Source organism: Nonomuraea guangzhouensis (assembly GCF_019396345.1).
Taxonomy (GTDB): Bacteria; Actinomycetota; Actinomycetes; order Streptosporangiales; family Streptosporangiaceae; genus Nonomuraea; species Nonomuraea guangzhouensis.
In genome coordinates this window covers 37,300-51,579 of record NZ_JAHKRM010000005.1, presented here as the reverse complement: position 1 = coordinate 51,579, position 14,280 = coordinate 37,300, and the positions used below count along the sequence as shown (strand labels likewise).

Sequence of the window (14,280 nt, the reverse complement as noted above, 5' to 3'; positions counted from 1 at the left end):
TTCGAACGACCGCCTGAAAGAAGTCCTCCGTTGCGCATCCTGCTGCTCTGCTCCTCCTTCAACGGCCTGACCCAGCGTGCCTGGCTGGAACTGCGCCGGGCGGGTCACGACGTCACCGTCGAGCTGGCCGTCTCGGAGCAGGTGATGGTCGAGGCGGCCCAGCTGGCCAAACCCGACCTGATCATCTGCCCGTTCCTGAAGGAGAAGGTGCCGGCGCTTCTGTGGCAGAACCACCGCACGATCATCATCCACCCGGGGCCGCCCGGCGACCGGGGTCCCTCGTCGCTGGACTGGGCGATCGCCGACGCCGAGCAGGAGTGGGGCGTGACGGCGCTGCAGGCGGTGGAGGAGATGGACGCCGGGCCGATCTGGGGATATCGGACCTTCGCGATGCCGGCCGAGCCGCCGCGTAAGTCCGCCCTGTACAACGGGCCGGTGGCCGACGCGGCGGTGGAGCTGGTGGTGGAGGTGGCGGCCAAGGCGATGGACGCCGCCTTCGTGCCGGTGCCGCTGGATTACCGTTCGCCGCAGGTGCGCGGGCGGCTGCGGGCGGCGATGCGGCATGCCGACCGAGAGTTCTCCTGGTCGCAGAGCACCGACGCGGTGCTGCGGCGGGTCCGTTCGGCCGACGGGGCGCCCGGTGGGCGGGTGATGCTGGACGGGCGGATGATGCGGATCTTCGACGTCTACCGGGGTCCGGTGCTGGCCGGGACGCCGGGCACGGTGGCGGCGCGGCGTGAGGGCGCGGTGCTGGTGCACACCGGCGACGGCACGGTGTGGGTGGGGCACCTGCGGGTGGAGGAGCCAGGCGCGATCAAGCTGCCGGCGGCGACCGTCCTGGGCGAGCGGGTGACCGGGCTGGAGGAGCGCCCGGGCTACAGCGAGGTGACCTACGACCGCAGCGACGCCGTGGGGGTGGTGAGTTTCGACTTCTACAACGGCGCGATGTCCAGCGAGCAGTGCCGCCGCCTGGCCTCGGCGCTGCGGTACGCGACGGCCCAGGACACCCGCGTGCTGGTGGTACGGGGCGGCGAGGTGTTCTCCAACGGCATCCACCTCAACGTGATCGAGGCGGCGCGCCACCCCGAACTGGAGGCCTGGACGAACATCAACGCGATCAACCAGGTGTGCCGCGAGGTGATCACGTGCACGGGGCAGCTGGTGGTGACGTCGGTGGGCGGCAACGCGGGCGCGGGCGGCGTGATGATGGGGCTGGGCGCCGATCGGGTGCTGGTGCGCGAGGGCGTGGTGCTGAACCCGCACTATCGGACGATGGGGCTGTTCGGGTCGGAGTACTGGACGTACGTGCTGCCCCGCCGCGTGGGCGCGGTGGTCGCGGGGCGGCTGACCGGCGATGCGCTGCCGATCAGCGCGGCGCAGGCGGTGGAGCTGGGGCTGGCCGACCGGCTGCTGCCCGGCTCGCGCCTGGAGTTCGAACGGTCGGTGCTGGAGTACGCCGAGCACCTGGCGGCCGGCGACGACTACGGGCGGCTGCTGGAGATCAAACGCCAGGCGCAGGAGGTCGACGAGCGGCGCAAACCCCTGGAGGCCTACCGGGTGGAGGAACTGGCCGAGATGAGCCGGGACATGTTCGACGACCGCAACGGATTCCGGCAGGCGCGTCAGGCGTTCGTGCACAAGCGTAAGGTGGTGGCGACGCCGGAGCACCTCGCGGTTCACCGGGAGTTGTCCGGCGCGTCGGCGGGGCCCGTCGCAGCAGCATCTCATATGTGAGATATGTTGTCGTGTTATGACTGATGACTATCTCGTACGGATCGGCCGGCTCATCCGCGACGCCCGCCAGCACCGTGGTTGGACCCAGCTGCAGCTGGCGGACGCTCTGGCCACCAGCCAGAGCGCGGTCAACCGCATCGAGCGCGGCAACCAGAACATCAGTCTTGAGATGATCGCGCGCATCGGCGAGGCGCTCGACAGCGAAATCGTCTCCCTGGGCTACTCCGGGCCGATGCACCTGCGCGTGGTGGGCGGACGACGGCTGTCGGGCAGCATCGACGTGAAGACCTCCAAGAACGCGTGCGTGGCACTGCTGTGCGCGTCCCTGCTGACCTCCGGCCGGACGATCCTGCGCAAGGTGGCCCGGATCGAAGAGGTGTACCGGATCCTGGAAGTGCTCGCCTCGATCGGCGTGCGGGCGCGGTGGATCAACGAGGGCAGCGACCTGGAGATCGTCCCTCCGGCCCGGCTGGAACTGGAGGCGATGGACACCGAGGCGGCCCGCCGCACCAGAAGCGTGATCATGTTCCTGGGGCCGCTGATGCATCGCGCGGAGGAGTTCAGGATTCCGTACGCGGGCGGCTGCGACCTGGGCACACGCACCGTACAACCGCACATGTCGGCGCTGCGGCACTTCGGGCTGGACATCACCGCGACAGGCGGTTTCTACCACGCGCAGGTGGACCGGGGCGTGTCGCCCTCACGGGCGATCGTCCTGACCGAGCGCGGCGACACCGTGACGGAGAACGCGCTGCTGGCCGCGGCCCGGCACGACGGCGTGACGGTGATCCGCAACGCCTCCTCCAACTACATGGTCCAGGACCTGTGCTTCTTCCTGGAGGAGCTGGGCGTGCGCGTGGAAGGCGTCGGCACGACGACGCTGACCGTGCACGGCGTGGCCTCCATCGAGTGCGACGTCGACTACTCCCCCTCAGAAGACCCGGTCGAGGCGATGAGCCTGCTGGCGGCGGCCGTGGTGACCTCCTCGGAGCTGACGATCTGCCGGGTCCCGGTGGAGTTCCTGGAGATCGAGCTGGCGGTGCTGGAGGAGATGGGCCTCGACCACGACCGGGGCGGCGAATACCCGGCGGCCAACGGCCGCACCCGGCTGGTGGACCTCACGGTGCGGCCCTCCAAGCTGGTCTCCCCCATCGACAAGATCCACCCCATGCCGTTCCCCGGACTCAACATCGACAACGTCCCGTTCTTCGCCGCGATCGCGGCCACGGCGCAGGGCTCGACGCTCATCCATGACTGGGTCTACGACAACCGCGCCATCTACCTGACCGAACTGACCCGGCTCGGCGCCTCGGTCAAACTCCTGGATCCGCATCGCGTCCTGGTGGAGGGACCCACGCGCTGGCGCAGCGCGGAGATGATGTGCCCACCGGCGCTGCGCCCGGCGGTGGTCGTCCTGCTGGCGATGATGGCGGCCGAAGGCACCTCGGTGCTGCGCAACGTGTACGTCATCAACCGCGGGTACGAGGACCTGGCCGAGCGGCTCAACGCCCTGGGCGCGCGGATCGAGACGTTCCGCGACATCTGATTTTCTGTCGGTGGGGCCCGCTACCGTCTGCCTGTGATGGAGATCTTCCAGCGTGAGGGGGGACGGTGCGGCCTGCTGAGCTCGATCGGCTGACGGTGGTCCAGGCAGCCGATCGCTATGTGGAGCTGGTGCGGGCCAGAACACTCACGGGGGCGCTGTCGCAGGCCACAGCCGAGCTCTACGCGCGCGACGTGGCGACACTGGTGAGGCTGGCCGGGGAGTCGACGGTGCTCGACGACCTGTCGGGCGAGGACGTCGACGCGATCTTGCTCGCGTTCGCCCGCAAGCCCGACGGGCGGCGCCCGGCGGCCGGCGGCGGGCAGAGCCCCTCGTCGCAGGCCCGCTTCCGCCGCTCGATCTCGGCCCTGTTCAAGCACGCCACGCTGGCGGGCTGGGTGCAGATCAACCCGATGACGCACTCGACGGTCACGGCCAGAGAACGCGGCGGGCTACGGCCGGAGCGACGGGCGCTGACCCGCGAGCAGGCACAAGGACTGATCGGCGCGGCCCGGTCAGCGGGCGAGACCCCGGCACGGGGGCGGCGAGACCAGCGCACCGAGTTGCGCGACGCGCTGATCGTGTTGCTGCTGTCGACGATGGGACCCCGGGTCTCGGAGCTGGTACGAGCCAACGTCGAGGACTTCTACACCAACGACGGAATGCGTTACTGGCGCATCTTCGGCAAGGGCGGCCGCACCCGGGATGTGCCACTCCCCCGCGATGTGACGCTGGCGCTGGAGGCCTACCTGACGCGGGAGCGGGCGCCGCTGCCGGACAAGGCGCTGCTGCTGTCATGGCGGGGGCGCCGGCTGGCGCGAGGTGACGTGCAGGCGGTGATCGACCGGGTGCAGCAGCGGGTGGAGGCCGGCCAGCGCCGGTCGGTGACGCCACACGGGCTGCGGCATACGACGGCCACACATCTGCTGGCCGACGCGGTGGACATGGACGCGGTGCGGCGGGTGCTGGGCCACAGCGACCTGTCGACGCTGGGCCGCTACCGCGATGAGCTGCCGGGCGAACTGGAGGGGGCGATGCGGGCACACCCGCTGCTGAAGCGGGCCGACCCGGAGCGGTGACCGGGCCGGCCGGACGGGTGGGTCACGCAGGCACCGCGGCGGGCTCCGCACCGGTGAGCGGTGCCGAGGTGGCCGCCGCTCGCCTCGACGTTCTCCCTCGGCTCCCTCGACTCCCCGAATTCGCTCCGGCAGCGCCAAGGACGGCGGGTTGCCCGCGAACACGCCCCGCGTCCCGAACGCCACCACGCCGCTGTAACCGCCCGGCACACACAGGACGGGCTCGTTCTGCGTCGCCTGCGAGGTGGCGCAGAACCTGGCGTTGATCACAGTGCCGGAGATGCTCACATCGCGCCGTCGAAGGCGCCCCCAGATGAGCCTCAAGCCGGGCGTACAGGCTGGCGCAGCACCGTGCGCGGGTCGGGGTCGTCGAAGGCCGTCAGGTACACCTCGTGGTGCGGCCCGTTGGGCACCAGCGCATGCTCGTCCATGAACTCCTGCATGACCTTCAGCGACAGGTGTTCCTCGCTGAAGGGGCCGTGGTGCAGGATCTCCACGCACTGTCCTTCGGTGAAGACGGACACGCGCACCCGGTCCACCGCCGCCCCGGTAGCGCGCACGGACTCGCGGGCCTGCTCCAGCCGTCCCGGTTCTGGCGCGGCGGCCAGGGGCAGCAGCAGGTGCCAGCGCCACTGCTCGCGCGGCACCTCAAGCCCGGGCCGCTCGTCCTCCACCCACCACAGGCCCTCCAGCGGCCCGCCGGGGCCGCCCATCGCGCCGGCGACGGTGAACAGAGCGCCGATGGCCGACAGGTGCTCGCTGCCACCGGGCTCGCCGAGGCCGGTGACGTTCAGGCAGGTGACCGGGCCGTGGGTGGTCAGTTCGGCGTTCATGACTCTTCCTCCAAAGGGATCATCAGGTGGGTGATCAACTCATCGGGCGGGGTGCGAGCCGGGTCAGACACGTACACCTCGCGGATGGGGCCGCGCATGGGGTGGCGGCGTTCGGCGCACCAGGCCAGGACGGCGTGGGCGGTCAGGGAGATCTGGTCGTAGGGGCCGATGTGGGTGGCGGCGGCGAACGTGCCCCCGGGCAGCACGTCCACCCGCGCTTCCCCGCCGGCCTCCCAGCCGTCGTGCAGGACGAGCGCGACGGCCACGTCGAAGGCGTCGCTCAGGTCGAGGGGGAACAGCCCGATCAACTGCGGCCCGCCCGTTGCCACTGCAGTCCCGCCCGGATGCGTGTCAGCGGCCCGGGCAGACGCCTGGCCGGAGGACCACCTGGCATCGGCGTGCGCGGGTGACGAGCCGTCTCCGGTCTGCGCGGCGTCGGCGTGCGCGAGGTGTGGTCCGGCGCCCGCGTCAGCCGCCCGGTACATGCCGGCCACCAGGCGTGAGGCGGCGGCGCTGGTGGCGCGGGCGATGTCGGACGGGCCGCCGGCGCGTTCGCGGATGAGGGCGACGCGGTACGCCGGTACGGTGACGATGCGGACCTGGGTGGCGGGCAGGCCGTCGGCCATGACGCGTTCCAGTGACGCCAGGGCGCGCCGCCGCCGGGCCAGTTCGGCCTCCAGCGAGTCGCGTACGGACTCCAGGGCGTCTTGGCTGCCGGACAGGACCTGGCCCACGACGGGCAGCGGCACATCGAGTGAGCGCAGCAGCCCGATCGACAGCGCCGTGCGGGCCTGTGCGGCGCGGTAGTAGCGGTAGCCGGTGGCGGCGTCCACGCAGGCGGGCCGCAGCAGCCCGATCTCGTCGTAGTGCCGCAACTGCTTCACGCTCAACCGGGCAAGCTGGGCGAACTGCCCGATCGGCAGGAGATCCTCGTCCACGTCCCCCAGCATGGGCCCTCCCTCGGTGGGAGAGTCCAGCCGGGGGTTGCGCCTGACGTAACGTGAGGGTTCATGGTGGTGTCATGAGTTTGTCCGTGGGGCAGGTGTCGCGGCTGGCCGGCGTCACCGTGCGCACGCTGCATCACTATGACGAGGTCGGCCTGCTCTGCCCGGGTGAGCGGAGCTCGGCCGGCTACCGTCGTTACACCGAGGCGGATCTGATCAGGCTGCAGCAGGTGCTGCTGTATCGGGAGCTGGGTTTCGCGCTGGAGGAGATCGCCGTCATCCTGGACGAGCCGCGCGCCGACGAGCTGACGCACCTGCGCCGCCAGCATGAGCTGCTGGTCCGCAAGTCCGAGCGGCTCAGCGAGGTGATCGCCGCGGTGGAGCGGGCGATGGAGGCGCGCACGATGAGCGTCGCGCTCACCCCGGCCGAACGCTTGGAGGTGTTCGGCGGCTTCCGGCCGGAGGATCACGAGGCGGAGGTGGAGCGGCGCTGGGGCGGCGGCGAGCAGTACGAGCAGAGCCGCCGCCGGGTCGCCGCCTACACCAAGGCCGACTGGCTGCGGCTCAAGGCCGAGGCGGCGGCCGTGCTGGGCGATCTGGTGGCGGTGTTCGAGGCGGGGCTGCCGCCGGACGGGGCGGCGGCGATGGAGGTAGCCGAGCGTCATCGCGGTCATATCAGCCGGTGGTTCTACACCTGCACGTATGAGATCCATCGGGGGCTGGGTGAGTTGTATGTGATGGATCCGCGGTTCACGGCGTATTTCGACGGCCAGGTGCCGGGCCTGGCCGCCTACTTCCGCCTCGCCATCACCGCCAACGCCCGCCGCTGAACCACCCACTCCCGCTTCGCCGCCGCTCGCCACTGAGGCGTCCGTTCCGCGCGGGCTTGTGTCCCGCTGCCAGGTGACGGCTTTTTCGCCGTTTTACGGCAAGCATGGGTCACCCGCCCCCCGCCGCACGTGGCCGGGGGCCTCCAGGAAAACGGCCTCTGACCCCGCACGTGGCCGGCCGCCGTTACGTGAGCGTCCTTACCCTCCGCGGCCCGGGCAACGACACCGGAGTGGCTGTGACCTCGGCCGGCCGCTCCGGGGATCAGCCCGAGGTGGTCCTGGGATGTCCCTTGCGGCGGATCTTGATGTCGCGCATGTCCGTCACCGCGACGTGCAGCAGCTGATACGGGTGGCCGTGCGCGTCCAGGGCCGCCATCGCCGCCCTGGTGGCCTCGTTCTCGCCGTCGTCGGGTCCCGCGGGGACCTGGCAGCGGAAGGTGAACGACGACACGCTCTGGTCGTGGGTGAACGTCCCGGCCTCGGTGAAGGCGGCGTTCCCCGCGGCCCGTACGGCCTCACGGGCGGTGTCGTCCAGGGCGTCGAACTTGCCGCGGATCATCACTCTGAACAAGGTCGGTCCTTTCGTGGAGCGTAGGTGAGCAGGCGTTCTCCGAGCAGGTCCTCGAAGACGTCCAGGAGTTCCAGCACGGCCGGGGCGATGTCGTCGGCGCTGTCGCCGGCCGCGGTGCGCTTGCCGATCTCGGCGTACACCAGCGCGTGGAAGCCGCCGATGTGCCAGGCCACCATGCGCGGCAGCGGGTCGCCGGGCGCGGCGCCGGTCTCCTCGGCCAGGACGGCGGCCAGTTCGTCGGTCATCTGCTGCCCGAGGTCGCCCAGGCGGGCGGTGAGGGTGGGGGCGGCGCGCATCATCTCCAGGACGCGGCCGAACCCCTCGGTCAGGCCCATCTTGCGGTCGCGTCGCCGTACCTCCGCACGCAGGTGCTCCAGCACCGCGGGCACGGCGGCCTGCCCGGCGGGGCGCCGGCGCACGATGTCGGCCAGGCGATGGGGTGAGGCCTCATCGGGCGGCAGGACGAGGTCCTCCTTGGTCTGGAAGTAGTTGTAGACGGTGTTGACGGACACCTCGGCCGCCGCGGCGACCTCGGCGATCGTGACGTGCTCGAAGCCGCGTTCCACGAACAGGGCGGTGGCCACGTCGCGGATGCGGCGGCGCGTCTGCTGCTTCTTGCGTTCCCGCAACCCCTCGGACATGCGGAACAACTTAACCCAACCCCAAACTTCAAGTCCATTGCATTTTTGGGGTTGAGTGCAGTTTCGCTGTCAGGGGATGAGGCGGTAGAAGCGCCAGAATCCGAAGTCCTCGATCGGCAGGACTTCCAGGTCGGCGAACCCGGCCTCGCGCGCGTACCGGCGCAGCGTGTCCGGCCGCATCACCGTTCCCGTGGCGGCCGAAGGCGGGTCGCTCATCCCGTCCGGCAGGCAGATCAGCAGGCTGAAGCCGTACATCAGCCGCTCCACCTCATCGGCGGGCCCGGCGAAGCGCTCACCCACTGCCTCGTCCATCACCACCACCGCCCCACCGGGCACGACCGCGCGCCGCGCCGCCGCCAGCGTCTGCACCGGTCGCGGCATGTCGTGCACGCACTCGAAGGCGAACACGGCGTCGTAGCGATCCTCACCGAGCAGGGCGGCATCCCCCTGGCGGAAGGTGACGCCGGGCCCGGCACCGGCGCTCGCGGCGTTGCGCGCGGCCAGCTCGACGGACGGGCCGTCGATGTCGACGCCCTCCACCGTGGCCTCGGGATAGGCCCTGGCCAGCGCGATCGTCGACCACCCGGCGCCGCAGCCGAGGTCGGCGATGCGGGCCCCGGGACGGCGCAGAACTGCGTCCAGGCCGGGCACGCCCGCGATGGCCTGCGGCAGCGCGCGCTCGAACCACGGCCGGTTCAGGTCCGCCTGGGACTCGCGCATGTCCTCGCCGAAGCTCGCCCAGCCGACCCCGCCACCACCCCGGTAGGCCTCCAGCAGAGCGGGCATCTGCACGGCGGCGCTGGTCAGCATCCGCGCCAGCGGCGCGAGGTAGGCCAGGCTGGAGGAGTCGGTCAGCACCTCCGCCGCGCCGCCGGGCAGCGCGAAACGCCCATCGGCGGTGACCTCCAAGATGCCGCACGCGGCCTGCTGTTCGAGCCACTCCCTGGCGTAGCGCTCGTGGCCGCCCGCGCGGGCGGCCAGCTCACCGGGATCGGCCGGACCGTGCTCGGCCAGCGCGCGATACCAGCCCAGCCGGTCACCGATGTGCACCGACAGGACCTCTATCGCGCCGAGCGCCGCGTGGAACAGGCGGTCGGCGAACTCGTCGGTTTTCGTGCTCATGACGCTCTCGTGCTTTCCGTTCGTCGGGTCCCGCTACCCGGCAGAAGGAGGCAAACACCTGTCAGGCGCCCAGGCCGAGCGCCGCCGCCGTCACCGCCCGGGCCCGGCCCGGCTCCAGCAGCAGATCCACCGAGTCCGACAGCTGATCCACACACCCCACCACCGGCAACCCCCTGATCACCGGATCCGACACCGACCCCAGCAACGCCTGCGCGAACCGATCACCCCCGATCACCCGGAACGGCCGATCATGAAAACCGCGCACCCGCTCATCCAGCGGCTCGGCCAGCCCCACCCGGTTCTGCAACGCCGCCAGCCGCCCGTAGGCCGCGGCCAGCCCGTCCTCCCGCTCCCGCCACGACCGGGCGGCCACCGCCAGCCCCAGCGACTCCCCCAGCTCCGTCGAACCGGGCATCCGCGCCAGAGCGCTGCCCAGCCACTTGGCGTACGGCGGGTAGCGGCGGCGCAACAGCAGCGCCAGCCGCATCACCTCCCGGCTCAGCCGCGCCCCCACGACGGCCGAGCCGAGCTCATCGCCCACCTCACCCGACCGGCCGGGAAAAGGCTCCTCCTGCGCGATACGCCGCCACTGACACGCCAGCACATAACGCCACACATCCCCCGGATACCAGCGCAACGCCGCCCGAGCCGCCTCCAACCCGCCCAGCCCGTCATGGAACACCTCCCCCGACGTCACCTCCGCCAGGCTCTGCCACGGCACCGACAGCCAATCCAGCAGCGACACCCCCCGCCGCGGATCGAACCCCAGCCGCCCCACCAGCCAAGCCTCCAGATCGTCGACCACCACCCCCGGCCGCAGCGCACCGTGATAGTCGAACACCGTCGCCAGCCCCCGAAACCGCTCCGGAAGCCCGGCCAGCACCCGCGCCTCCACCTCCGCCACCGCCTGCGGCTCCACGAACACCAGCACCCGCGGACCCCAGTCATGATCAGCGGACCGGCCCGTGTCGAACGCCAGCACCTCCGACCCCGGCCCGATCAACGCGGCACTATGCGGCACCCGCTCCACCAGCGGCGCCACCACCTCGGCATAAAAGGCTCGGGACAACTCAATACCAGGCACAAAATCGGACATCACACCGTCAACTCTGCCTGACCACCTGGCGAACCTCATCCGATTTTCCAGCCACCCTCCAGACGGCCCTAGGGATAGCCCTGAGACCACCACCGATGCGCGCCCCCACCGGCCCCCGCTTACGTGGAAACGTCACAACCACCCCCGGCACAAGGGTTGCGCCATGGCATATCGCTGCAGCTTCGTCCCGCCCCACGTCCTCGACCACATCGCCAAAGTCCAGGCACAACAGAGCGCCGAACCCGCCTCCGCCCAGCGCTCAGCGGTCGTCTCCGCCCAGTTCCGCCGCGGCCGTCGCAGCCCCGAGGCCCTGCCCCTGGGCGAACAGCAACGCCTCACCGCCGAACCCGAAACCGTCCCACCCGGACTCACCATCCCCAAACCCGGCACCGCCGGCCGCCTCATCTACGACGACCTCAACCAGTGGACCTTCGACGTCACCTTCATCCGCGGCGAAGGAGACCCCGCCGTCGGCGCCCAGAACGCCAACGACGCCTACGACTACCTCGGCATCGTCCGCACCTACTACAAAGACAAACTCGGCCGCGACTCCATCGACAACGCCGGACTCAACCTCGTCGCCAACGTCAACTTCGGCGTCGGCTTCGACAACGCCTTCTGGGACGACGCCGGCCTGCGCATGGTGTTCGGCAACGGCAGCGGCCTGGTCTTCAAGGACCTGACCGCCAGCGCCGACGTGTGCGCCCACGAACTCACCCACGGCGTCACCCAGTTCAGCGCCAACCTCAACTACACCAACGACCAGAGCGGCGCCCTCAACGAATCCTTCAGCGACATGCTCGGCACCGCCATCGACGCCTACGCCAACAACCACGACGCCCACACCCACAACTGGCTCATCGGCGACGAGATCATGGCCGACGACCTCTACGGCGAAGCACTGCGCAACATGGCCGAACCCGGCACCGCCTTCGACAACCCCCTCATGGGCCGCGACCCGCAACCCCGCGACATGTCCGGCTACTTCGAACCCGCCGACCCCCACATCATGTCCGGCATCACCAACCGCTGGTTCTACCTCATCAGCCAGGACATCGGCCTCGACGCCGCCACCCTGATCATGTACCAGACCCTGCAGAACCTGTGGCCCAACGCCAAGTTCACCGACGCCGCCACCGTCGCCGTCGCCCAGGCCCGCATCCTGGCCCGCAACAACCTCGTCCCCCGCCAGTCCCCCCAGACCGTCCGCGGCGCCGCCCGGCAGCAGGGATTCTGGTAACCCACGCTCTCCGCACGGGCCTGCCGGCGCGGCATCCCGCGAGGGTTCCGCGACGATACCCGCCACAGACCCGTGCGGAGTCTGTCCCGCGTACCGTGAAAGACGAACCATCCGCCGGAAGGGACGCCATGCGCGTGACGCTCGAAACCAGCGGCGGCTTCACCGGCCTGCGCCGCCACGTCACCCTCGACACCGACCTGGACGACGACCTGCGCAGCGTCCTGACCGCCCTCAGCGCCGCCGAACCCGCCGCCACCCCCGCCACGGCGGCCCAGCCCCGCTACCGGCTCACCGTCCACCACCCCACCGGCGACCAGACCACCGAACTCACCGAACCCGACGTCCCCGCCGCCCTGCGCCCCCTGCTCACCGAGCTACTCCGCCACGCCACCCCCTTCTAAAACCACAAACCTTTCCCGGAGCCGGCCACGCCTACGTCACCTGCGACGCCATGACCGCTCTACGGCGATAACCGATCCGCTCATAAACCCCGATCGCCGCCCGGTTGTCCTCATCCACCATCAGCGCCGCCCTGCCCCGCGCCGCCACCAGCTCACCCGACACCCACCGGCACAGCCGCTCCGCCAGCCCCCGCCCGCGAAACCGGGCAGCCGTCGCCACCCCCGCCAAGAACCCGACCGACGGAGCACTCCACGCATCAGCCGCCACCGCCGCCAACACCCTGTGCCCCGCCTCCTCCATCCAGACCCCCGCCCAGCGCCGCACCCCGGCCATACCGGGCGCCGCATACGACCGCGGCGCGGCGGCCGCCAGCAACCCGGCCACCTCCGCGTCCGCCCCCGGCCCCAACCAGCCACCCTGCGACGCGTCCCAGAGCCCACTCACCGCGCCCGCGTCTGAAGCCGGGGCGGGGAGGCCGGGCAGGCTCATCCAGCAGAACGTGCCCGCCACCTCCAACCCCGCGACCTTCGCCGTCACATCCGCCATCAACTCCACATCACCGAACGGCCGATACGACGGACCCACCTCCGCCAGCGCATGCCGCACCAGCTCCGTCACACACGCCGCACCACCCCACACCGCCAGCCGGTCATGACGCGAGACCCCCGGCGAAGCCACCACCACCCCATCACCCAGCGCCCACGCCCGCACGCCACCCGATAACCCCTGCGCCGCCCACATCAGCAGATCGTCATCACCGCACACCGACCGCACCTGATCCAGCCGCGCAAGCTCAACGATCACAGAATCGAGCCCGGCCGATAGGCCGCCGCCTCCGGATGGGCCGCCACGACCTCGCCCACCGCCTGCGACACCGCCTCCACCTGGTCAGCCGCCGCACCGGTGAACGACACCCGATCACCCAGCAGCGCCTCCAGGCCCGCCCGATCCACCGGGAAACGCTCATCGGCCGCCAGCCGATCCAGCAACTCGTTGGCCGCGCCCCGCGAACGCATCGCCAGCGCCGCCGCCACCGCGTGCTCCTTGATCAGCTCGTGCGCCTGCTCACGCCCCACCCCCGCGCGTACCGCCGCCATCAGCATCTTCGTCGTCGCCAGGAACGGCAGATACCGATCCAGCTCAGCCGAGATCACCGCCGGGAACGCCCCGAACTCATCCAGGACCGTCAACATCGTCTCCACCAGCCCGTCGAAGGCGAAGAACGCGTCCGGCAACGCCACCCGGCGCACCACCGAACACGACACATCACCCTCGTTCCACTGATCGCCCGCCAGCTCGCCCACCATCGAGGCGTAACCCCGCAACACCACCGTCAGACCGTTCACCCGCTCACACGAGCGCGTGTTCATCTTGTGCGGCATCGCCGACGAACCGACCTGCCCCTCCTGGAACCCCTCGGTCACCAGCTCATGCCCGGCCATCAACCGGATCGTCTTGGCCAGCGACGACGGCGCCGCCGCCAACTGCACCAGAGCCGAAACCACCTCGAAATCCAGCGACCGCGGATAGACCTGCCCCACACTGGTGAAACGCCGCTCGAACCCCAGATGCGCGGCCACCCGCCCCTCCAGCTCCGCCAGCTTCCCGCGATCCCCGTCCAGCAGATCCAGCATGTCCTGAGCCGTCCCCACCGGCCCCTTGATCCCACGCAGCGGATAACGGGCGATCAGCTCCTCCAAGCGGCGGAAAGCCACCAGCAGCTCATCGGCCGCCGACGCGAACCGCTTGCCCAGCGTCGTGGCCTGCGCCGCCACATTGTGCGAACGGCCCGCCATCACCGTCGCCTCATGCTCCTCGGCCAGCGTCGCCAGCCGGGCCAGCAACGCCACCACCCGATCCCGCACCAGCAGCAGACTGTCACGCACCTGCAACTGCTCGACGTTCTCCGTCAGATCGCGCGAGGTCATGCCCTTGTGCACCTGCTCGTGCCCGGCCAGCGCGTTGAACTCCTCGATGCGCGCCTTCACATCGTGCCGCGTCACCCGCTCCCGCGCCGCGATCGACGCCAGATCGACCTGCTCGACCACCTTGTCGTAGTCGGCCACCGCCTCCTCGGGAACCGCGACCCCCAGCTCCGCCTGCGCCCGCAACACCGCCAGCCACAGCCGCCGCTCGGCGACCACCTTGTACTCGGGAGACCACAACCGGGCCAGCTCCGCAGAGGCATAACGGGCGGCCAGGACATCAGGGATACGCGGCTTGGAAGTCACGTCGCACAAGTCTATTC

14 protein-coding genes are annotated in these 14,280 nt (G+C 70.6%); 6 read left to right on the top strand and 8 right to left on the bottom strand.

Translation table 11 applies throughout. The features are described 5' to 3' along the window. The first annotated feature begins 30 nt into the window (after positions 1-30). The 3 genes from KME78_RS10945 to KME78_RS10935 all read left to right on the top strand — a co-directional run bounded on the left by KME78_RS10945 (position 31) and on the right by KME78_RS10935 (position 4,356). Positions 31-1,734: an enoyl-CoA hydratase-related protein gene (locus tag KME78_RS10945; RefSeq protein ID WP_219528718.1), complete on the top strand. Its 1,704-nt coding sequence runs from the start codon at positions 31-33 to the stop codon at positions 1,732-1,734. 16 nt (positions 1,735-1,750) lie between these two features. After that, positions 1,751-3,280: a helix-turn-helix domain-containing protein gene (locus KME78_RS10940; protein ID WP_219528717.1), complete on the top strand. Its 1,530-nt coding sequence runs from the start codon at positions 1,751-1,753 to the stop codon at positions 3,278-3,280. A gap of 65 nt (positions 3,281-3,345) precedes the next feature. Beyond that, positions 3,346-4,356 carry a tyrosine-type recombinase/integrase gene (locus KME78_RS10935; protein ID WP_219528716.1) on the top strand — a complete coding sequence of 337 codons (1,011 nt, stop codon included), beginning with the start codon at positions 3,346-3,348 and terminating at the stop codon, positions 4,354-4,356. A 317-nt stretch (positions 4,357-4,673) separates the two neighbouring features. On the opposite strand, the gene KME78_RS10930 is transcribed toward KME78_RS10935, so the two are convergent. Both KME78_RS10930 and KME78_RS10925 read right to left on the bottom strand, forming a co-directional pair. Continuing rightward, a complete protein-coding gene (locus tag KME78_RS10930; RefSeq protein ID WP_219528715.1) occupies positions 4,674-5,186 on the bottom strand; it encodes a hypothetical protein in 513 nt (170 codons plus the stop codon). Beyond that, a complete protein-coding gene (locus KME78_RS10925) occupies positions 5,183-6,136 on the bottom strand; it encodes a MerR family transcriptional regulator (RefSeq protein WP_219528714.1) in 954 nt (317 codons plus the stop codon). The genes KME78_RS10930 and KME78_RS10925 overlap by 4 nt, the downstream gene beginning before the upstream one ends. A 71-nt stretch (positions 6,137-6,207) precedes the next feature. On the opposite strand from KME78_RS10925, the gene KME78_RS10920 reads away from it, so the two are divergent. Then, positions 6,208-6,960 (top strand): MerR family transcriptional regulator, encoded by a 753-nt coding sequence (locus KME78_RS10920; RefSeq protein WP_219528713.1) that lies wholly within the window; start codon positions 6,208-6,210, stop codon positions 6,958-6,960. A 262-nt stretch (positions 6,961-7,222) separates the two neighbouring features. Here KME78_RS10920 and KME78_RS10915 read toward each other — a convergent pair whose 3' ends face one another. From KME78_RS10915 to KME78_RS66045, 4 genes are all read right to left on the bottom strand, one after another. Next, positions 7,223-7,522 (bottom strand): DUF6204 family protein, encoded by a 300-nt coding sequence (locus tag KME78_RS10915; protein ID WP_308126921.1) that lies wholly within the window; start codon positions 7,520-7,522, stop codon positions 7,223-7,225. After that, the gene (locus KME78_RS10910; RefSeq protein ID WP_219528711.1) at positions 7,519-8,172 is read right to left on the bottom strand and encodes a TetR/AcrR family transcriptional regulator; all 654 of its coding nucleotides are present in this window, start codon (positions 8,170-8,172) and stop codon (positions 7,519-7,521) included. The genes KME78_RS10915 and KME78_RS10910 overlap by 4 nt, the downstream gene beginning before the upstream one ends. Before the next feature lie 69 nt (positions 8,173-8,241). Continuing rightward, a complete protein-coding gene (locus KME78_RS10905; protein WP_219528710.1) occupies positions 8,242-9,294 on the bottom strand; it encodes a class I SAM-dependent methyltransferase in 1,053 nt (350 codons plus the stop codon). A 61-nt stretch (positions 9,295-9,355) separates the two neighbouring features. Further along, positions 9,356-10,363: a DUF4037 domain-containing protein gene (locus KME78_RS66045; RefSeq protein ID WP_281428690.1), complete on the bottom strand. Its 1,008-nt coding sequence runs from the start codon at positions 10,361-10,363 to the stop codon at positions 9,356-9,358. 190 nt (positions 10,364-10,553) lie between these two features. Between KME78_RS66045 and KME78_RS10895 the strand changes: the two genes are divergently transcribed. Beyond that, positions 10,554-11,630 carry a M4 family metallopeptidase gene (locus tag KME78_RS10895; protein WP_219528708.1) on the top strand — a complete coding sequence of 359 codons (1,077 nt, stop codon included), beginning with the start codon at positions 10,554-10,556 and terminating at the stop codon, positions 11,628-11,630. 134 nt (positions 11,631-11,764) lie between these two features. Then, entirely contained in the window at positions 11,765-12,031 is a 267-nt protein-coding gene (locus KME78_RS10890; RefSeq protein ID WP_219528707.1) for a protealysin inhibitor emfourin, read from the top strand. Positions 12,032-12,062: 31 nt separating this feature from the next. Here the strand turns inward: KME78_RS10890 and KME78_RS67100 are convergent, their stop codons facing one another. Both KME78_RS67100 and purB read right to left on the bottom strand, forming a co-directional pair. Further along, positions 12,063-12,836 carry a GNAT family N-acetyltransferase gene (locus KME78_RS67100; protein WP_219528706.1) on the bottom strand — a complete coding sequence of 258 codons (774 nt, stop codon included), beginning with the start codon at positions 12,834-12,836 and terminating at the stop codon, positions 12,063-12,065. Then, positions 12,833-14,263 carry an adenylosuccinate lyase gene (gene purB / locus KME78_RS10880; protein ID WP_219528705.1) on the bottom strand — a complete coding sequence of 477 codons (1,431 nt, stop codon included), beginning with the start codon at positions 14,261-14,263 and terminating at the stop codon, positions 12,833-12,835. Before purB ends, KME78_RS67100 begins: the two co-directional genes overlap by 4 nt. Positions 14,264-14,280: the final 17 nt, after the last annotated feature.